Origin of the sequence: Micromonospora sp. DT15 (assembly GCF_049841475.1) — a bacterium.
Lineage (GTDB): Bacteria > Actinomycetota > Actinomycetes > Mycobacteriales > Micromonosporaceae > Micromonospora.
The window spans coordinates 151,364-170,835 of record NZ_JBNCKJ010000014.1 but is presented as its reverse complement, the minus strand read 5'-3'; the positions used below and the strand labels follow the sequence as shown (position 1 = coordinate 170,835).

16 protein-coding genes are annotated in these 19,472 nt (G+C 71.3%); 10 read left to right on the top strand and 6 right to left on the bottom strand.

All coding sequences use genetic code 11. From position 1 onward, the window contains the following. Positions 1-110: 110 nt before the first annotated feature. The 3 genes from ACLQ3F_RS27585 (at position 111) to ACLQ3F_RS27575 (ending at position 2,616) form a co-directional block, all read left to right on the top strand. A complete protein-coding gene (locus ACLQ3F_RS27585) occupies positions 111-1,034 on the top strand; it encodes an RNA polymerase sigma factor (RefSeq protein ID WP_425852332.1) in 924 nt (307 codons plus the stop codon). Between the two features lie 114 nt (positions 1,035-1,148). After that, entirely contained in the window at positions 1,149-2,033 is an 885-nt protein-coding gene (locus ACLQ3F_RS27580) for an alpha/beta fold hydrolase (protein WP_425852331.1), read from the top strand. A gap of 121 nt (positions 2,034-2,154) precedes the next feature. Then, positions 2,155-2,616 carry a DUF5709 domain-containing protein gene (locus tag ACLQ3F_RS27575; RefSeq protein ID WP_425852329.1) on the top strand — a complete coding sequence of 154 codons (462 nt, stop codon included), beginning with the start codon at positions 2,155-2,157 and terminating at the stop codon, positions 2,614-2,616. Positions 2,617-2,670: 54 nt separating this feature from the next. On the opposite strand, the gene ACLQ3F_RS27570 is transcribed toward ACLQ3F_RS27575, so the two are convergent. Together ACLQ3F_RS27570 and ACLQ3F_RS27565 are read right to left on the bottom strand one after the other, a co-directional pair. Then, positions 2,671-4,251 (bottom strand): DHA2 family efflux MFS transporter permease subunit, encoded by a 1,581-nt coding sequence (locus ACLQ3F_RS27570; RefSeq protein WP_425852328.1) that lies wholly within the window; start codon positions 4,249-4,251, stop codon positions 2,671-2,673. A 221-nt stretch (positions 4,252-4,472) separates the two neighbouring features. After that, a complete protein-coding gene (locus tag ACLQ3F_RS27565; protein WP_425852327.1) occupies positions 4,473-5,048 on the bottom strand; it encodes a DinB family protein in 576 nt (191 codons plus the stop codon). A 197-nt stretch (positions 5,049-5,245) separates the two neighbouring features. Here ACLQ3F_RS27565 and ACLQ3F_RS27560 point away from each other — a divergent pair, with 197 nt between their 5' ends. After that, positions 5,246-6,670 carry an aldehyde dehydrogenase family protein gene (locus tag ACLQ3F_RS27560; RefSeq protein ID WP_425852325.1) on the top strand — a complete coding sequence of 475 codons (1,425 nt, stop codon included), beginning with the start codon at positions 5,246-5,248 and terminating at the stop codon, positions 6,668-6,670. A 288-nt stretch (positions 6,671-6,958) separates the two neighbouring features. Beyond that, positions 6,959-7,792 (top strand): helix-turn-helix transcriptional regulator, encoded by an 834-nt coding sequence (locus tag ACLQ3F_RS27555; RefSeq protein WP_425852323.1) that lies wholly within the window; start codon positions 6,959-6,961, stop codon positions 7,790-7,792. Here the strand turns inward: ACLQ3F_RS27555 and ACLQ3F_RS27550 are convergent. Then, complete coding sequence (locus ACLQ3F_RS27550; RefSeq protein WP_425852321.1) at positions 7,700-8,602, bottom strand: AraC family transcriptional regulator; 903 nt, start codon at positions 8,600-8,602, stop codon at positions 7,700-7,702. The genes ACLQ3F_RS27555 and ACLQ3F_RS27550 overlap by 93 nt on opposite strands. Positions 8,603-8,652: 50 nt before the next feature. Between ACLQ3F_RS27550 and ACLQ3F_RS27545 the strand changes: the two genes are divergently transcribed. Both ACLQ3F_RS27545 and ACLQ3F_RS27540 read left to right on the top strand, forming a co-directional pair. Then, positions 8,653-9,075: a DUF2000 domain-containing protein gene (locus ACLQ3F_RS27545; protein WP_357207495.1), complete on the top strand. Its 423-nt coding sequence runs from the start codon at positions 8,653-8,655 to the stop codon at positions 9,073-9,075. A 96-nt stretch (positions 9,076-9,171) separates the two neighbouring features. After that, complete coding sequence (locus ACLQ3F_RS27540) at positions 9,172-10,785, top strand: ricin-type beta-trefoil lectin domain protein (RefSeq protein WP_425852318.1); 1,614 nt, start codon at positions 9,172-9,174, stop codon at positions 10,783-10,785. Between the two features lie 234 nt (positions 10,786-11,019). Here the strand turns inward: ACLQ3F_RS27540 and ACLQ3F_RS27535 are convergent, their stop codons facing one another. Both ACLQ3F_RS27535 and ACLQ3F_RS27530 read right to left on the bottom strand, forming a co-directional pair. Beyond that, positions 11,020-13,539 carry an FtsX-like permease family protein gene (locus ACLQ3F_RS27535; protein WP_425852317.1) on the bottom strand — a complete coding sequence of 840 codons (2,520 nt, stop codon included), beginning with the start codon at positions 13,537-13,539 and terminating at the stop codon, positions 11,020-11,022. 8 nt (positions 13,540-13,547) lie between these two features. Beyond that, positions 13,548-14,306, bottom strand: a complete 759-nt coding sequence (locus ACLQ3F_RS27530) for an ABC transporter ATP-binding protein (RefSeq protein WP_357207221.1) — start codon at positions 14,304-14,306, stop codon at positions 13,548-13,550. Positions 14,307-14,452: 146 nt separating this feature from the next. Here ACLQ3F_RS27530 and ACLQ3F_RS27525 point away from each other — a divergent pair, with 146 nt between their 5' ends. The 3 genes from ACLQ3F_RS27525 to sthA all read left to right on the top strand — a co-directional run bounded on the left by ACLQ3F_RS27525 (position 14,453) and on the right by sthA (position 17,926). Then, positions 14,453-15,649, top strand: coding sequence for a sensor histidine kinase (locus ACLQ3F_RS27525; protein WP_425852314.1), 1,197 nt, complete (start codon positions 14,453-14,455; stop codon positions 15,647-15,649). After that, positions 15,646-16,284 (top strand): response regulator transcription factor, encoded by a 639-nt coding sequence (locus ACLQ3F_RS27520; protein ID WP_355006608.1) that lies wholly within the window; start codon positions 15,646-15,648, stop codon positions 16,282-16,284. The genes ACLQ3F_RS27525 and ACLQ3F_RS27520 overlap by 4 nt, the downstream gene beginning before the upstream one ends. 238 nt (positions 16,285-16,522) lie before the next feature. Further along, positions 16,523-17,926, top strand: a complete 1,404-nt coding sequence (gene sthA, locus ACLQ3F_RS27515) for a Si-specific NAD(P)(+) transhydrogenase (protein WP_425852312.1) — start codon at positions 16,523-16,525, stop codon at positions 17,924-17,926. Positions 17,927-18,055: 129 nt separating this feature from the next. Here sthA and ACLQ3F_RS27510 read toward each other — a convergent pair whose 3' ends face one another. Then, positions 18,056-19,438: an endo-1,4-beta-xylanase gene (locus ACLQ3F_RS27510; RefSeq protein WP_425852310.1), complete on the bottom strand. Its 1,383-nt coding sequence runs from the start codon at positions 19,436-19,438 to the stop codon at positions 18,056-18,058. Positions 19,439-19,472: the final 34 nt, after the last annotated feature.

Sequence of the window (19,472 nt, the reverse complement as noted above, 5' to 3'; positions counted from 1 at the left end):
CGATGGTCAGCACGCCTCGTAGGACGGTCGGCGGCCCCGGGCACGCCGGTCCGCCGTACGCTTGATGGAGCACAAGCGTTCAGAACAGGTGTTTCGGGGAGGAACTGGGCGTGACGCAGAGCGACGCGGAGCTGGTGGTGCTCGCGCAGGCCGGAGACCCGGCCGCGCTGGGGGCGCTGCTGGCCCGGCACGAGGCCGGGATGCGGGCCGTCGCGCTGAGCGTCCTCGGTTACGGGCCGGACGCCGAGGACGCGGTGCAGGACACCATGGTCGTCGCCCTGCGTCGCATCGGCGAGGTCCGCGACCCGAGCGCTGTCGGCTCCTGGTTGCGAGCCATCGTCCGCAACAACAGCAGGATGGCGTTGCGCGGGCCCAGAGCCCTCCCGGTCGCCGAACCCGAGTGGTTCACCCGCCCCGCCGACACACCCACCCCGGAGGAGGCGCTGGACCGGGCCGCGATGAGCGACTGGTTGTGGCACTCCATCGGGCAACTGTCCGAACCTGACCGGCTCGTCACCCTGCTGCGGTACTTCAGCGACGCGTCCTCGTACGAGCAGATCGCGGCCGTGTGTGGCGTGCCGGTCGGCACCGTCCGCAGCCGCCTCAGCCACGCCCGCCGGGCGCTCGCCGGCGGCCTGCGGACGGCGGCGGACGCCGCGCACACGGACGCCGCCGCCTCGAACGACTCGCGGTGGCGGGCGGGCCGCGACATGATCGCCACGGCGATGGGCGGTGACTTCGAGCGGGTGGTCCGCGAGAGCTGGTGGCCGGACGCCGAGATGATCGTGCCTGGCGGCCCACGCGGTGGCCGTGACCTGGCGGTCAACGGCATGGACCGCGACCTGGCCGCCGGGGTACGTCAGCGGCTGCGCAACGTGGTGGGCAGCGGCGACGTGCTGATCTGGGAAACCGACCTGATCAGCCCACCCGACGACCCGGAACACTGCCCACCCGCGGCACTGTGGTTGCAGGTGCTGCGCGAGGGCCGCGTACGCCAACTCACCCTCTTCCACCCCGTGCCCGCGCTGGTCTGAAAAAACCTTCTCCGACCGAGCGAACTTTCTCCGCGACCCGCGCATCTGGTCTGCGTCATGCACCAGTTGCCGTGTCGGCGGACGCCGCGCGGGTCTCGGATCGGGAGATAGTTCATGGGTTTCACCAGCCACGACGTCAGCGCCCTCGCACCCGGTGCCCACACGTTCACAGTGGATGGCGTTCGGCAGGTCTACCACGTCGCCGGCACCGGCCCTGTCTGCGTGGCGCACTCGGGTGGCCCAGGCATCGAGTGGGCGTATCTGCGCACGCCCAGCCTTGAGACGCACTTCACGATGGTCTACGTCGAGCCGGTGGGCACTGGCGCGTCGGGGCAGCTCGACAACCCCGCCGATTACCGTCTCGACACGTATGTCCGGTTCCTGCACGCCGTCGTCGAGCACCTCGGCGAAGACCGGGTGTACCTCCTCGGGCACTCGCACGGCGGCTTCGTCGTCCAGCGGTACGCGCTCGCCCACCCGGACCGGATCTCCGGCCTCGCCCTGTACGACACCTCACCCGTCACCGGCGCCGAGTTCTGGGGCGAGGCCATGGCCGGCCTCGCCGCCTACCCGCAGCGGCACCCGGACCGGCCGGAGGCAGCGGCGGTCCCGGCTGCCTTTGCGCAGATCGGCGGCGCGACGGACGACGAGTCGTTGGGGGCCGCACTGCGCGCCGCCCTGCCGGTGTACTTCGCGGACTTCTGGGGCCGGCAGGACGAGTTCGCCCCTTTTCAGGCGACTGTCCGGATCTGGGCGACGCCGGCCGGCGCGCAGGACCCCACGCCCTTCGACGTGCGGGAGAACCTCGGTGAGATCACAGTGCCCGTCGTGGTGATTGTCGGGACGTACGACTTCATCTGTGGTCCTCGCTGGGCCGAGCAGTTGCACGCGGGGCTTCCGGACTCGCGACTGGTGACGCTGGAGCGAAGCGGACACTTCGCGCACATCGAGCAGCCGGTGGAGTTCACCGACGCCGTAGCGGAGCTGCTGAAGCGTTGACCCACAGCGGTGCCGCCCGTCCCGAGGTCCGTTCGTCACAGCGGGCAGACCTCGGGGTGCGGGCGCGTTGCACGGTCATAAGCTGATCGCTTTGCTGCACCGTGACGAAGAGGAGACCGCCGTGAGCCAGACCGAACGGATGGATTCCGTCGACGAGTGGAACGTGGCCGAGGACGACGGGGTGCTGGACGCCTCCGACACCCTCGACGACGACCGGGTCGGCGACCCCCTCGACACCGGCATCATCGCCGAGGACCACTGGACGGCGGCAAACCGGTTCGGCACCACGCCGGCCGAGGAGCGGACGGGTGAGTCCCTGGAGCAGCACCTCGCCCAGGAGGTGCCGGATGTGGACCCGTACGCCGAGGGTGGCGACGACGAGGACGAGTTGACCCGTCGGGGGTACGAGGCGGAGGCACGCGCCGGCCGTCTCGTCGCCTACGACGAGGGCGTCCGCGAGGACGACGAGGCCGAGTCGGTGGCGTGGGACGCCGGCATCGACGCGGGTGCCGCCAGCGCGGAGGAAGCGGCGATCCACCTGGTCGAGGACCCGGACGGGCCCGGCGACGGTCCGTTGCGCTGACGCCGTACCCGCCGCGCTCGGCACCCGGTGGGGTGACGAGCGCGGCGGGGTCGGTCAGTGGATGACGACGGGCGTCCTGACCTGCTCGCCCTGCGGGTCGTCGAGCTGCGCCGGCTGACGTCGGCGCGGCAGGAACGCCGCCGGGATGATCGTGAGCACGACCAGCGCGAACGCGACCCAGAACGTGCTCGCGAACGACTTGGCGGCGAAGTCCAACCCGCGCTCGATGATCGACGGGTCCACCGGCATCTGCTGGAGCAGCTCCGGCCGCTGCTGGGAGGCGATGGCCAGCCCGGCTTCGGTGATCGGCTTGCCGCTCTCGTCCACCAGCCCGGGGATCGGCCGGGAGCCGTTGAGCTCGTTGGTGAGGATCACCGACATCACGGCTGCGCCGACCGAACCGCCGATCTGCTGGAGGATGTTGACCAGCGTCGAACCGCGGGCCACCTCCTGTGCCTGCAACGTCCGCAGCGCCGACGTCATGATCGGCATCATCGTGCCGCCCATGCCCAGACCCATCACGAACAGCGAACCGCCGAGCAGCCAGTACGAGGTCTGCGGGTCGACCTGGGTGAAGCCGAAGAACCCGACGACGATGAGCCCCAGCGCGAACGGGACGGTACGCCCGATCGGCACCCGGTCGGCCAACGTGCCGGCGATCGGCATCGTGATCATCGCGCCGATGCCCTGCGGGGCCATCAGCAGGCCGGCGGCCAGCGTCGACTCACCGCGCACCTGCAGGAAGTAGCTCGGGAACAGCAGGCCGGCGCCCATGAACGCGATGATGAACACGAACATCGTCACTGACGCGATGGTCAGACTGCGGTTGCGGAACAGCCGCAGGTCGAGCAGCGGGTGCCGGGGCTTGAACGAGTAGAGCACGAACGCCACCACCAGCGCGCCGCCGACCAGCATCGGGGCCCAGACCTTGGCCTCGGCGAAGGTGCCCGCCTCCGGCAGGGACGAGACGCCGTAGAGGAACAGCGCGAGACCCGGCGAGAGCATGAGCATGCCGACGAAATCGAACGACTCGGACGGCTCGGGCGCGTCCTTCGGCAGCGCGAACTGCGCGTAGATAAGGGCGATCAGGCCGATCGGCAGGTTGATCAAGAAGATCCAGTGCCAGCTCGCGGTGTCGATCAGCCAACCACCGAGGATCGGGCCGCCGATCGGCCCCAGAAGCATCGGGATGCCGAGGACGGCCATCAACCGACCGATCCGGTGCGGACCGGCCGCCCGGGTCATGATGGTCATGCCCAGCGGCATGAGCATGCCGCCACCCAGGCCCTGGAGGACCCGGTAACCGATCAGCTCGCCGATCGTGTCGGCCATGGCGCAGAGCCCCGACCCGATCGTGAACAGGGTCAGCGCCACCATGTAGAGCCGCTTGGTGCCGAACCGGTCCGCCGCCCACCCGCTGAGCGGGATCACGGTGGCGAGCGCAAGGGTGTAGGCGGTCATGGTCCAGGCGACGCGGGCGTAGGACGCGTCGAACTCACTCTGGAATTTGGGCAGCGCCACGCTGACCACCGTCACGTCGAGGATCGACATGATCGCGCCAAGGACGACGACGCCCGCCACCTTGAGCACCGCGCCGTCGAGTTTGTCCGATGTCGCGAGAGATTGCTGTGTCACTAACTCTCCTGAAGTCGATTGAGCCGGCCGACGGTGGGCGGTGGCGGCGATGCCGCGCCAACCGGGCGCGGGGCGCGACGTGCCAGGACGACGACGCGCGGAGGAAGACTAACCGCCCTCTGTGACGATTCGCCGCCGGATTTCGTGACGGACCGGCCGCGTATCCGATCGGCCGTGCGAACTGTGGCCGGACGTCGGGGTGGCAATCAGCCGGCAAAGAACTAGCTGCTGCCCCGGCTGGCGTCGAGGGCAGCCTGCTCCACTCGCCGACGGTGGTCCCGCCACCATGACTCGTCCACGGGGGGCAGGTTGTCGTGCCTGGGCAGCAGCCCGGCCGCGCCGTCGATGAGTTCGCGCACGATGTCAGCGTGGCCGGCGTGCCGCTGGGTTTCCGCGATGACGTGGACCAGGACGTGGTGCAACGTGACCGCCGCATCGCCCCACCACGGCACGTGGCCTACGTCGTGCAGTGCGAGGGCTTCGATGGTGGTGTCGGCGTGGGCGATCGCGCGCTCGTACAGCGCCACGATCTCCTCGCGGGTCTCATCCGCACTCGCCCACATGTCGGCATTGGTCTCCGCCCCGTCACCGACATACGGCAGTTCCTGCTCGAACGGGCGGCCGAACACGACGCCGAAGTAGAGGATCTCCATGGTCGCCGAGTGCTTCACCAGACCGAGCAGGTTGGTAGCGGTCGGGGTCAACGGACGCCGAATATCGTATTCGCCGAGCCCGTCGAGCTTCCACAGCAGCGACTCACGGCCGCCCTTCAAGTAACTGAGCAGGTCCGCCTTCATCGCGGCACTATGACATCCGGTCGGGTGTCGGCGTTGCCCCGAGCAGTCCGCGAAGCTCCCGATCGGCAGGACACGCCACCCAGCCACGCCGGTGCTGGGGCTCGCCCAACCCGACCTGCGGGGCCCCAGCCAGGGATCGCCGAACCGTGGATGAACCGCACCTGGTTGGGGTTCGGCAGCGGTGCGACGGTCGGTCCATGACACCTTCCACCTACACCGTTGCCGGCCACTGGATCGGTGGCGAGACCGTCACCGGCTCCGCCGGCACCCTTCCCGTCGTGAACCCGGCCACCGGCGAGGTCGTCGCCGAGACCCCGGCCGGCACCGCCGCCGACGTCGACCGCGCCGTCGCTGTCGCCCGAGCCGCCTTCCCGGCCTGGTCGGCGACCACCCCGCGGCACCGGGCAGACGTGCTGCGCCGCCTCGGTGCCGGCCTCGCCGCCCGCACGGAGGAGATCGCCCAGGCGATCACCGCCGAGATGGGCTCTCCGATCGGCATGTCCCGGACCGCCCAGGTCGCGTTCCCGGCCGCCGTGGTCGAGTCCATCGCCGGCCTGGCCGACGACTTCACCTGGACCGAGGAGGTCGGCAACTCGCTCATCGTCCGCGAGCCGATCGGCGTGGTCGGCGCGATCACGCCGTGGAACTTTCCGCTTCAGCAGATCGTCTCCAAGCTGGCACCGGCTCTGCTCGCCGGCAACACGATGGTCTTCAAGCCGTCCGAGAACGCCCCGCTGACCGCGCGCATCCTCGCCGAGGTCGCCGCCGAGGCCGGCGTACCGGCGGGTGTCTTCAACGTGGTCTACGGCACCGGCGCGACCGTCGGCGAGGCGATCTCCGCCCACCCGGACATCGACATGATCTCCTTCACCGGCTCCACCCGGGCAGGACAGCGGATCTCCGCAGTGGCCGCGGCGACCGTCAAGCGGGTCGCGCTGGAGCTGGGCGGCAAGGGCGCGAACATCATCCTCGACGACGCCGACCTGCCCACCGCTGTCGAGCGGGGCGTGATGATGGCGTTCAGCAACGGCGGTCAGGTCTGCGGCGCATGGCCACGGATGCTGGTGCCCGCCTCGCGTCAGGACGAGGTCGTGACGTTGGCCGTCGAGGCCGCGAAGCAGTACACCGTCGGCGACCCTGGCGACGAGGCCACCCGGATCGGCCCGATGGCGTCCGAGGCCCACCGGCAGAAGGTCGTCGGCTACATCGAGCGGGGTACCACCGACGGCGCTCGGCTCGTGTTCGGCGGCCCACAGCGGCCCGAGGGGCTGACCGTCGGGGCCTACGTCCAGCCGACGATCTTCGCTGACGTCGATCCGGCCTCCGCGATCGCCCAGGAGGAGATCTTCGGCCCGGTGCTGACGATCATCCCCTACGCCGACGAGGAGGAGGCCGTTGCCATCGCCAACGGCACGCTGTACGGCCTGACCAGCGGCGTCTTCGGTGAGCCGGAGCACGCGCTGGCGATCGCCCGGCGGCTGCGCGTGGGCCAGGTCGACGTGAACGCCGGCCACTGGAATCCGCTCGCCCCCTTCGGCGGCTACAAGCACTCCGGCAACGGCCGCGAGTTCGGCCGCTTGGGGCTGGAGGAGTTCCTGGAGACCAAGTCCATCCAACGCTGACCGCCCCAGACGGACCCACACCTGTCGGTCGAAATCGGGACCCGGACACCCGCCCCGCCCCGCCCCGCCCCGCCCCGCCCCAAGATCGCGCTGGATCGTGGATGTAGTGGCCTCGATCGCCCCGCACACCACTACAACCAGAATGTAGTGCGATCTTGAACGCGGGCGCGGGCGCAGGGCGCGGGGCGGGAGTGCGATCTCGGGGTGGGGTGGAACACCGGGGCGGGGCTGGTCTGTTGCACTCGATGTGCCTGTCGATTCGCCGGCACCCACCGATCGGAGACACCCGTGGACCGCGCCCAACTCGCGAGCTTCCTGCGTACCCGCCGGGAGGCCCTGAAGCCCGAGGACGTGGGGTTGCCCCGGGGCCCTCGTCGGCGCACCGGAGGGCTGCGGCGTGAGGAAGTCGCCACGTTGAGCGGGATGTCCACCGACTACTACAGCCGGTTGGAGCAGCAGCGCGGGCCGCACCCATCGGAGCAGATGCTCGCCGCCCTGGCCCGGGGCCTGCGGCTCTCCCTCGCCGAACGGGACCACCTGTTCCAGCTCGCCGGTCACGCCGTTCCGCGCCGCGCGGTGCGGGCCGACCACGTGAACCCGGGAATGATGCGCATCCTCGACCGGATGCACGACACCCCGGCCCAGGTGGTGAACCACCTCGGCGAGACCCTGGCGCAGACCGCGCCGGCCGTCGCCCTGCTCGGTGACGAGACCCGGTACACCGGGTTGGCGCGCAGCGCGCACTACCGCTGGTTCACCGACCCGACGGCACGGCAGCTGCACCCGGCGCAGGATCACCAGACACAGAGTCGCCTGCTCGTGGCGCACCTGCACGCGGCGTACACCCGTGACGGGCGCGGCTCACGGGCCGCCGCGCTCGTCGACGACCTGCTGGCCAGGAGTCCGGAGTTCGCGCAGCTCTGGCGGGAGCACCCGGTGCCCGCCGGCTACTGCCCGCCCAAGCACTTCGTGCACCCGGAGGTCGGGGCGTTGGAGCTGCACTGCCAGACGCTCGTGGATCCCGACCAGTCACAGACACTGTTGGTCTTCACTGCCGTACCCGGGTCGCCGAGCGACGAGAAGCTGCGCCTGCTCGCCGTCATCGGCGGCCAGCTCGTCTGACCGCGATCGGCTCGGGCGGGGGTAGCGGGCCGGGCTGACCCCCAGGTAGCGCCGAAAGTGGCGGGTCAGGTGCGCCTGATCGAAGAACCCGGCCGCGACGGCGGTCTCGGCGGGCCGCTGCCCGGCGAGGAGCAGGCGACGGGCCAGCTCGACCCGGCGGCCGGTCAGGTACGTGTGCGGTGGCACGCCGTGCGCCTGGGTGAACGCCCGGACCAGGTGGGTCGGGTGGGCGTGCAGCAGCTCCGCGGCCTCCCGAAGGGTGACGCCCTCGACGGTCCGGGCGTCCAGCAGCTCCCGTAGGCGCACCGCGAGGCCGTGTCCGGCCGGCTGGACACCGACCGGGCAGCGCTGGCGGAGCTGGCGGCGGAGCCGGTCCAGGATGAACGCGAGCCGGCTCTCGGCCTCGAACTCGTCGCCGGGTGTGGCGAGCGCCTGATGCAGGTGGTGGACCCGGTCGCGCAGCCGCGGATCGGCCAGGTCCGGCTCGTCGACGGCCCGCCCGACCAGCTCGGCGTCGAGCGTCGAGGTGTCGAGGTACAGGACCCGCTTGCGGAAGCCGTCGGGTGTGGCGGATCTGCCGTCGTGCGGCACGTACGGCGGCAGGAGGGTGACCGACGTGCGCAGCGCGCCGTGCCGGTGCCGGTCCAGGTCGAAGCGGACCGCGCCGTCGTCGACGATCAACAGCGTCCACACCTCGTGGATGTGCCGGGGGTAGGCGTGGTCGACGAAATGGGCGTGGAAGACCTCGGCGACCCCGGCTACCGCGGGTCGCCACGCGCTGACGTGCGAGCCCGCCGGGCGGGTGGCCACGCTAAGAACGTACAAGACCGGTAGGTGTTCGGGCGGGCAGGCTCGACGCCATGACCGAACCGATCCGCTTTCCCACCAAGATCGCCGTGCTGCTCCGCAACGACCTGGCGGGCTGGCAACGGCTGAACGTCACCGCCTTCCTGGTCAGCGGCATCGCGAGCACGCTGCCGGAGCTGGTCGGCGAGGAGTACCGCGACGCGGACGGCACCGGTTACCTGCCGATGTTCGGTCAGCCGGTGCTGGTCTTCGCCGGGGACCGGGCGACGTTGGTCGGCGCGCACTCGCGCGGGCTCGCTCGTGGCCTGCGGCTGGCGATCTTCACCTCCGAGCTGTTCGCCACCGGCAACGACCGGGACAACCGGGCCGCCGTCCAGGCGGTCGGACGGGAGAAGCTCGACCTGGTGGGACTGGCGTTGCACGCGCCGCGCAACGTGGTGGACAAGGTACTCAAGGGTGCGTCCATGCACCCGTAACGGCATCCGTGGCGACGAAGACATTGATATCGGCCTGTATGACTGTAATGATTAACACACTTTACAGTTGTTTCGCCGCCCCGGAAGGACCCCCACATGGCGCGACGATCGGCCGGGCTCACGCCCCGCCACCCCCGCATCAGACTGATCTCCGCGCTCGCCGCGGCCCTGCTCGCCGTACCGACCGGTCTGGTCGTCGGCGCATCGTCCGCCGTGGCGGCCGCGACGGGCACCATCACCGGGTACGGCGGCAAGTGCGTCGACGTGGCCGCCGCGAGTTCGGCCAACAACACCGCAGTCCAGCTCTTCACCTGCAACGGCTCCACCGCGCAACAGTGGACGGTTGGCGACGACGGCACGATCCGGGCGCTGGGCAAGTGCCTGGACATCGCCGCCGCCAGCACCGCCAACGGCGCCCGGGTGCAGATCTACGACTGCAACGGCACCGGGGCGCAGCAGTGGTCGGCCAACGCCGGGCAACTGGTCAACCCGACCTCGGGCAAGTGCCTCGACGCGACCGGCCAGAGTTCCGCCGACGGCACCCCGCTGCAGATCTGGAGCTGCACCGGCACCGCCAACCAGACCTGGACGCTGCCCACCGGCGGCGGCACCACACCACCCCCGTCCGGCGGTTTCACGCATCCCGGTGTGCTGGTCAGCCGGGGTCAACTCGACTTCGTCCGCGGCCGGGTGCAGGCCGGCGCGCAGCCGTGGGCGTCGGCCTACAGCCAGATGATGGGCAGCCGGTACGCCTCCCTGTCGCGCACCCCGGCGCCCCGCTCGGTGGTCGAGTGTGGTTCCTACTCCAACCCGAACAACGGCTGCACCGACGAGCGGGAGGACGCGATCGCGGCGTACACCGACGCGCTCGCCTGGTACGTCACCGGGGACGCCCGGTACGCGCAGAAGTCGATCCAGATCATGGATGCCTGGTCGGCGACGATCACCGCACACACCGGCAGCAACGGCCCGTTGCAGACCGGCTGGGCCGCCTCGGTCTGGCCCCGGGCGGCCGAGATCATCAAGTACACGTACACGAGTTGGCCCAACGCCAACCGCTTCGCCACCATGCTGCGCAACGTCTACCTGCCGGTGGTGCGCAACGGCTCGAACAGCAACGGCAACTGGGAACTGACCATGATGGAGGCCGCAGTCGGCATCGCCGTCTTCCTGGACGACCGGAGCGCCTACGACGCGGCGGTCACCCGCTTCCTCAACCGCACCCGGGCCTTCATCTACCTGCCCAGCGACGGCGCGTTGCCGTACACGATGCCCGGCAGCGGCCTGGACACCAGCGCGGAGATCATCGGCTACTGGCAGGGCCAGTCCACCTTCGTCGCCGGCCTCGCCCAGGAGACCTGCCGCGACTTCGTTCACACCGGCTACGGGATCTCCGCCATCTCGCACGTCGCGGAGACCTCCCGAATCCAGGGACGGGACCTGTACCCGCAGGTCGGTGAGCGGCTGCGCCAGGCGCTGGGCTTCCACTCGCGCTACCAGCTCGGCGAGGCGCCACCCTCCTGGCTCTGCGGTGGCAGCCTCACCCGGGGCCTCGGGCCGATCACCGAGGTCGGCTTCAACGCGATGAGCACCCGGTTGGGCAACGTCATGACCAACACCCAGACCCTCACGTTGCAACAACGTCCGGCCGGGACGAACAACCTCTTCGTCGCCTGGGAGACGCTGACCCACGCCAACAACCCCAACTGACCAGGTCGTCGGGGGGGGGGGGGGGGGGGGGGGGGGGGCGCCCCCCCCCCCCCCCCCCCCCCCGAACCCCCCCCCCCCCCCCCCCCCCCCCCCCCCCCCCGCCCCCCCGCCCCCCCCCCCCCCCCCCCCCCCCCCCGCCCCCCCCCCCCGCCCCCCCCCCCCCCCCACCCCCCCCCCCCCCCCGGGGGGGGGGGGGGGGCCCGCCCCCGCCCCCCCCCCCCCCCACGACGGTGCTCAGTTCTCGGCCCCCAGCGCCTCCACCGGGCTGACCCGCGACGCCCGACGGGCCGGCAGCACCCCGGCCAGCGCGGTCAGCCCGACCAGCACCACGAAGAGCCCGGCCAGCGGCAGCAGTGGCGCGATCAGCGGCGCCTCGATCCCGAGGGTCTGGACGGCCAACCAGGCGTACGGGATGCCGAGCACCAGGCCGATGGTCGCGCCGATCACCCCGTACAGGCCCGACTCGACGGTCAGCATGGTGCGCAGACCGGTCCGGGACAGCCCGATCGCCCTGAGCAGACCGGACTCGCGGACCCGCTCCACCACCGACAGCGCTGTCGTGGAGCCCACGCCGACGACAGCGATCAGCACGGTCAGGCTGACCAGACCCACCGCGATCCAGACCAGGGTGCGCACCAACGCGTCGTTGCGGTCCCGTTCGTCGGCGAGCACCGCGAGGCCCACCCCGTCGCTGCCGCCGATCGCCTGCCGCAGCGCCCGCACCCCGGCGGTGCGACCGTCCTCGCCGGCCCCGGCCGCGTCGGCCAGCAGACCGGTGTACGCGGCTGGCACACCGAGCCGGTCCAGGTCCGCCGGGTCGGCGAGGATGCCCGCGTGCAGCGGACCGTCACCGGGCAGGACCGCTGCCACCCGCACGTCGACCCGGCCGGTGGCGACGGCGAGCGTGACCGTGTCGCCGGCCCGCAGACCCGCGTCCCGCGCGACCCAGCTGTTGACCACGATCCGGCCGGGGCCACGATCGGTCAGGGCGCCCTGGGCCACGTCCAGGGCCTTGGTGCTCGGCAACGCGGCCAGGTCCAGGTCGCTGGTCGGATAGCCGGCCTCGACGTCGCCGAGCTTGTCCGCGCCGCGCAGCAGCCGGGCGTCGTCGACCCTCCGGTACGGCACCACCCGGGCCAGCGCGCCGCGCGCCGCCTCGGCCCGGGTCACCACGGCCGGCGGCAGGGTCCCACCGTTGGTCGTGATCTCGAAGTCGGTCGGAGCCGACAGCGCCATCTCGCGGTCGGCGAGGATCTGCAACGACGCGCCGCCGATGACCACCCCGGAGATCAGGGTCACGCCGAGGGCGACCACGACGGAGACCGCAGCGGCGCGGCGTGGGGCACCGCCGATCCCGCCGACCGACATCCGCCCGATCGGCCCGAGCTGGCGCAGCGGCCAACCCACCACGGCCAGCACCGGGCGCACCAGCAGCGGGCCGAGGGCCACCAGCGCGAAGAACGCCAACGTGCCGGACCCGATCAGCAGGAGCAGTGGCATCGACGCGTCGTAGTTCGACTGCTCCGGCTTCGGCAACCGGCTGATCGTCCCGACCGCCGCCAGGATCGCGCCGACGGCCAGGAGCAGCCCGAAGGCCAGACGCAGCACGCCGATGCCGCGGCGGCCGGCGGTGGTGCTCGCCGACCGTAGGGCCTCCAGCGGGGAGACCCGGGCGGCGGAGAGCGCCGGTGCCAGCACGGCCAGCACGGTGATCACGACAGCGCCGATCACCACCGTGACCGCCGCCACCAGCGGCAGTCCCGGCGTGGAGACCTGGTGGCCGGCGGCGCGCAGGACCGGCGGCAGCGCGTACCCGAGGGTGAGTGCGGCAGCGACCCCGACGACGCCGGCGACCAGCCCGGTCAGGGCGCCCTCGGCGGTGAGGGCCCCCACCAGGGTGGCCCGACTCGCGCCGACCGCCCGCAGCAGCGCGAGCTGCCGCATCCGCTGGGCGAAGACGATGCGGAAGGTCGAGGTGACCACCAGCGCGGCGGCGGCGACCGCGATGGAGACGAACATGCCGACCAGGATGAAGAGTTTCCCGACCTGCTCGGCCACCGCGTTGGCCTCGGCGTCGCGTACCTCGGCACCGGAGCGGATCGGCTGGGCGGCGACCACGGCGGTCACCCGTAGGCGGACCGCGTCGGCTTCGGTGCCGGGCGTCACCCGCACGTCCACGCGATCCACTGCCGTCAGTCGCGCCCAGCCGATCACGGCGCTCTCCGGGGCGTACGCGTCGTAGCCGGCGTCGGCGGTGGTCTCCACCATGGCGGTCACGGTGAGCGGAGCGGGCGCGCTGAGTTCGCCGCCGGTAGCGCTGGTGGTGGTGCCGACCGACAGCCCGAGCCGCTCGGCGGTGCGCGGGGTGATCGCGATCTGGCCCGGGGCGTCGGGATACCTGCCCTCGACGACCCGGACCGTGCTCAGCGGGCCGGCGCCCGGATCGGACTGCAGGTTGAGGTATCCCTCGCCGATCGAGACGCCGGTGGCGACCCGGGCGACCGCCTCGGCAACCCCGGGCACGGCCCGGATCTGCTGCACGTCCCGCACTGTGGGTGGCGGCACGTCGACGCTGCCGATCACCAGGTCGGTGACGGCCGGGGTGCCGCTGAGGTTGTCCCGCACTGTCCGTTCGGTGATCTGTTGCACCAGCACGGTGCCGAAGACGACGAACGACGCGACCAGGATCGCCAGGCCGGTCAGGATCAGCCGGCCGGGCCGTCGGGCCGCGGCGGTCGTCTGGGTACGCAGCACTGCCGCCCTCATCGGCGGGCCGCCAGGTCACGCAGGGCGTCGGTGACCGACACCTGGTTCGGCTTGTCGATCTCACCGGCCAGCCGCCCGTCGGCGAGCAGCACCACCCGGTCGGCGTACGCGGCGGCGATCGGGTCGTGGGTGACCATGACGACAGTCTGGCCGAGGTCGCGTACCGAGTCGCGCAGGATGGTGAGCACCTCCGCGCCGGAGCGGGAGTCGAGGTTGCCGGTCGGTTCGTCGGCGAATACCACCTCGGGGCGCGCCACGAGCGCCCGGGCGAGCGCGACCCGCTGCTGCTGACCGCCGGACAGCTCGCTGGGCCGGTGGTTCAGGCGGTCGCCGAGGCCCAGCATCCGCACCAGGTGCGCGAGGAGTTCGGCGTCGGGCTGCCGACCGGCGAGGTCCAGCGGCAGGGTGATGTTCTGTGCGGCGGTGAGCTGTGGCAGCAGGTTGAAGGACTGGAAGACGAACCCGATCCGTTCCCGGCGTACCCGGGTCAGCGTCCGGTCCGACTGGCCGGTCAGCTCCGTGCCGCCGAGCAGGACGCGACCGGAGGTGGCCGTGTCGAGGCCGGCGAGGCAGTGCATCAGGGTCGACTTGCCGGATCCGGACGCGCCCATGATGGCGGTGAACTCGGCCCGGCCGAAGCCGACCGAGACCCCGTCCAGGGCACGGACGGCCGTGTCGCCGCTGCCGTACACCTTCACCAGGTCGACCGCGGCTACCGCGGCGTGGCTGGTCTCCGGCGGGGCGTGGGTTGTCATCGTTCCTCCAGTGGCTGCGTGGTGACCGGGAAAGCCTCGCCGCGACCGGCGGGCGGGCGCATCGGCCCGGGGCCGGGTATCGCCGGTGCGGGGTCTGCCTTTTGGCCGATCCGACACCTCCGTCCGGCTGGCTACGCTGGGTCACCATGAGCACGCCGGATCTTCGACGATGGTGGGTACGCCTGGCCCAGACCGCCGGGCTGGTGGCCATGGGGCTGCTCGCCCTCTTCGACCTGCGGTACAGCTCGCCCACGAGCCTGGCCGCCCTGCTGCTTCTGCTGGTACGGGTGGGGCTGGCGGTGGCGACGGTCCCGCTCTGGCTGCCGGTGCACCGACCGGGCTCCCGCCGGCTGCCGTTGGCCGCGCTGATACTCGCCTCGGCGTCACTGGTCGTGACCGCGGCGATCGTGATCATTCCCGACGGCCGCTACGGGCTCGGTGGCGGCAGCTGGGGGCTCGCCGAGTCTGCCGGGCTGATCGGAGTGGTCTTCGTGGTGACGCGCTGGGGCGCGCCCCGACTCGCCCCGGCGGCGGCGGTGGTCGCCGGGCTCGCCGTCGCCGCGCTGCCGCTGCGTTCCGGCGCCGACAGCCTCCTGGTGATCTTCGGTCTGCTTCAGGTGATCGCCGCTGCCGGCGCCGCCGGGGTGGGGCTCTACCTCCGCGTCGTGGCCGCCGGCCGGGAGCGGGCCATCGCCCTGGTACGGGCCGAGCAGCGTGCGGAGTTCGCCCGGGACCTGCACGACTTCATCGCCCACCACGTCACCGGCATCGTGGTGCAGGCACAGGGCGCCCGGTTCGTCGCCGAGCAGGACCCGCAGCGGGTGATCGTCGCCCTGGAGCAGATCGAGCGGGCCGGCGCGGAGACGATGGCCTCGATGCGGCGGATGGTCGGCATCCTGCGCAACCCCGACGCCCCGCCGGACGCGCCGCTGGCGCCACTGGCCGGGGTGACCGAGCTGGAACCGCTGCTGACCGGGTTCAACGGCGCGGCGAACGCGCCGGCACGACTGCACGTCGACGGCGACCTGAACGGACTGCCGGTGGAGGTCTCGACGTCCGCGTACCGGGTGGTGATGGAGGGGCTGACCAACACCCGCCAGCACGCGCCGGACGCGCGGTCCGTGGCCGTGGCCGTGCGGCGTACCCCTGACTGGTTGCTGGTCCGGGTCGCCGACGACGGCGCGTCGCCGCGAACCGCTCCGGCCCGGGGGCACGGCTTCGGCCTGATCGGCCTCACCGAGCGGGTACGCGCCCTCGGCGGCACGATCACCGCCGGGCCCGGCGTCGCCGGTGGCTGGGTGCTCGACGCGGCGTTCCCGCTCCACGTGGCGGTGGCCCGGTGATCCGGGTGCTGATCGCCGATGACCAGGCCATGGTCCGGACCGGCTTCGGCATGATCATTGGCGCCCAGTCGGACATGGAGGTGGTCGGCGAGGCCGCAGACGGCGTCCAGGCCGTCGAGCTGGCCCGACGACTGCGCCCGGACGTGGTGCTGCTGGACATCCGGATGCCCCGCCTCGACGGTCTGGAGGCACTGCGGCTGCTCGCGGGGCCGGGCGTCGCCGACCCGATCCGGGTGGTCGTCGTGACGACCTTCGACCTCGACGAGTACGTGCACACGGCGCTCTCCAACGGCGCGTGCGGCTTCCTGCTCAAGGACTCCGGCCCGGCCCTGCTGGTGGAGGCCGTCCGCGCGGCCGTGTCCGGAGACGCGCTGATCAGCCCTTCGATCACGGTACGGCTGTTGGAGCACCTCAGCTCGCCGGCCCCGGCGCGCGACGACGGCGGCCTGTCGCCACGGGAACTCGACGTCGTGAAGCTCGTCGCCCGGGGCCTGACCAACGCCGAGATCGCCACCCAGCTCTTCATCGCCGTGGGCACGGTCAAGACCCACCTGGCGAGCGTGCAGATGAAACTCACTGCCCGCAACCGGGTCGAGATCGCCGCCTGGGCCTGGGAACGTCGCCTCGTCGGCTAGGGCCGGGTTGTCGTGGCCGGTGGCCGGGCCAGCGATGTCGCAAACGATTCAGCTCCAAAGGCCGCGACCGGCACACCCTCCACCTGCCGCAGTCGAATCCTCGCGCCGATGTCGGCGTCCGAACCCGTCGGGGCGTCCGCCACAACACGCTGAACGGCGGCCTCTGCACGGTGGCAGACGAATAACGCTCGACTCCGGGGTCTGGCGTGCGCCGCGACATCTTGCGACGCTAACGCCTGTGTATGACTACGACCTGTTGGTGCTGGGCTCCGGGCCCAGCGGTCAGAAGGCCGCGATCGCCGCCGCCAAACTCGGCAGGCGGGTCGCCATCGTGGACCGCCGCGACATGATCGGTGGGGTGTGCATCAACACCGGCACCGTGCCCTCCAAGACCCTGCGCGAGGCCGTGCTCTACCTGACCGGCCTGAGCCAGCGCGACCTGTACGGCAGCAGCTACCGGGTCAAGGAGGACATCACCGTCAGCGACCTGGCGGCCCGGACCCAGCACGTCATCACCCGGCAGACCGACGTCATCCGCAACCAACTGTCCCGCAACCGCGTCACGATGATCACCGGCACCGGGCGTTTCGCCGACGCGCACTCGATCTGGGTCGACGGCGGCTCCGGCCGCGAGTCCAAGGTGACCTTCGACAAGAGCGTCATCGCCGCCGGCACCCGCCCGGCCCGCCCGGACAGCGTCGACTTCGACGACCGGACGATCGTGGACTCCGACGGCGTCATCAACCTCCAGGCCGTACCCCGCAGCATGGTCGTGGTCGGCGCCGGCGTTATCGGCATGGAGTACGCCTCGATGTTCGCCGCGCTCGGCACCAAGGTGACTGTGGTGGAACGCCGCGACCGGATGCTGGATTTCTGCGACGACGAGATCGTCGAGTCACTCAAGTACCACCTGCGCGACCTGTCCGTGGCGTTCCGCTTCGGCGAGGAGGTCGCCGCCGTGGAGAAGCACCAGACGGCGGCGCTGTGCATCCTCAAGAGCGGCAAGAAGATCGTCGCCGACACGGTGATGTACTCGGCCGGCCGGCAGGGCCAGACTGACGACCTGGCGCTGGAGGCGGCCGGGTTGGAGGCGGACCGACGCGGCCGGATCACCGTCGACGCCAACTACCGCACCGCGGTGGAGAACATCTACGCCGTCGGCGACGTGATCGGCTTTCCCGCGCTCGCGTCCACCTCGATGGAACAGGGTCGGCTGGCCGCGCAGCACGCCTGCGGCGAGCCGATCCGGGAGATGCACGGCCTGCAACCGATCGGCATCTACACGATTCCGGAGATCAGCTTCGTCGGGCAGACCGAGGCGCAGCTCACCGAAAGCTCGACACCGTTCGAGGTGGGCATCGCCCGGTACCGGGAGTTGGCACGGGGTCAGATCGTGGGCGACTCGTACGGCATGCTGAAGCTGCTCGTCTCCCCCGACGACGGTCGACTGCTCGGGGTGCACGTGTTCGGCACCGCCGCCACGGAGATCGTCCACATCGGTCAGGCGGTGATGGGCTGCGGGGGCACGATCAACTATCTCGTCGACGCGGTGTTCAACTACCCGACGCTGGCCGAGGCGTACAAGGTCGCCGCCCTGGACGCGTCCAACAAGATCCGCAACATCACCCGCATCGACGGCTAGCCTCCTGGTTGATCAAGAGGTTTCCGTCATCCGATCTGGCGTGGGTGACGCAAACCTCTTGATCAACGAGGGCAGGAGAGGGTGGGGCCGGTGCGGGGCCCTGCCCCCCCGCACCGGCCGGTGGGTGCGTCAGCCTGCGGAGCAGGTGGGGCTCAGGCTGCCGGCGGTGCCGTTGGCCTGGAACCCGAACTCGGTGGACTGCCCGGCACCGACCTGACCGTTGTAGGCGACGTTGGTCCAGTTCGTCGTGCCGGTGTTACCACTGCGGTTGGCGCTCCAGGCGTTGGTGACTGTGGCACCGGACGGCAGTCCGATCGACACCGTCCACCCGTTGAGCGCCGACGAGCCAGCGGTCACCCGTACGTTCGCCACGAAGCCACCGTTCCACTGGTTCACCGACACCGTGGCGGTGCAGCCACCCGTGCCCGGCGGCGGCGTGGTGGGCGGGTCGGTCGGCGGGTCGGTGGGCGGGTCGGTCGGCGGGTCCGTGGGCGTGGTGCCGTTGTTCAGCGCGGCGAGAACAGCGTCGTACGCGGGCTTCTTCGAGCCGTTGCTGTTGAACAGCAGCGGGGTCTGCGAAGCCCGCCACGAGTCACTGTCGCGGATGCCCCACACCGTGATGCCGTTGCAGCGGGCAACGGCCAGGCAGTCCTCGACGACGCTGCGGTACGTGTTCGCCGAAGCGCCCTGGATGTCCAGCTCGGTGATCTGCACGTCCACACCGAGCGCAGCGAAGCTCGACAGGGTGGTGCGGTAGTTGCTCACGTACGGTGAGTCGTTGTTGAAGTGCGACTGGAACCCGACGCAGTCGATCGGCACGCCACGGGCCTTGAAGTCGCGCACCATGTTGTAGACGCCCTGGGTCTTGGCGTGCGTCCAGTTGTCGGTGTTGTAGTCGTTGTAGCAGAGCTTCGCGCCCGGGTCCGCGGCACGCGCCGCCCGGAACGCCGCCTCGATCCAGTCGTTGCCGGTGCGCTGGAGGTTGGAGTCGCGACGGCCTCCGGAGCTGCCGTCGGCGAACGCCTCGTTCACCACGTCCCACGCCACGACCTTGCCACGGAAGTAGGTGGCCACCTGCGTGACGTGGTTGAGCATCGCCTGCCGCAGCGCGGTGCCGCTCATGCTCTCCATCCAGCCAGGCTGCTGCGAATGCCATGCCAGGGTGTGACCCCGCACGCTCATCCCGCGGCTGCGGGCGTGGTTGACGATCTGGTCCGCCGCCCCGTAGCTGAACTGGTTCTGCTGCGGCTCGGTGGCGTTCATCTTCATTTCGTTCTCGGCGGTCACCATGTTGAACTCACGGTTCAAAATCGTGGTGTACGCGCTGTCGGAGAGCTTGAAGCCGGCCACCGCCGTACCGAAGTAGCGACCCTTTTCGGCGGCGGACGCGCCGAGCGTCGTCCCGGCGGAGGCGGGCGCCGTCGCGAACAGCGCCATGCCGGCGGCGAGGGCACCCGCGCCGGCCAGCGCGACGGCGGCTCTGGATGCCGCCTTCCATCTCGGACTTCTCATCGTGTGACTCCTTTGAGGGTGGTGGGGTGGGAAG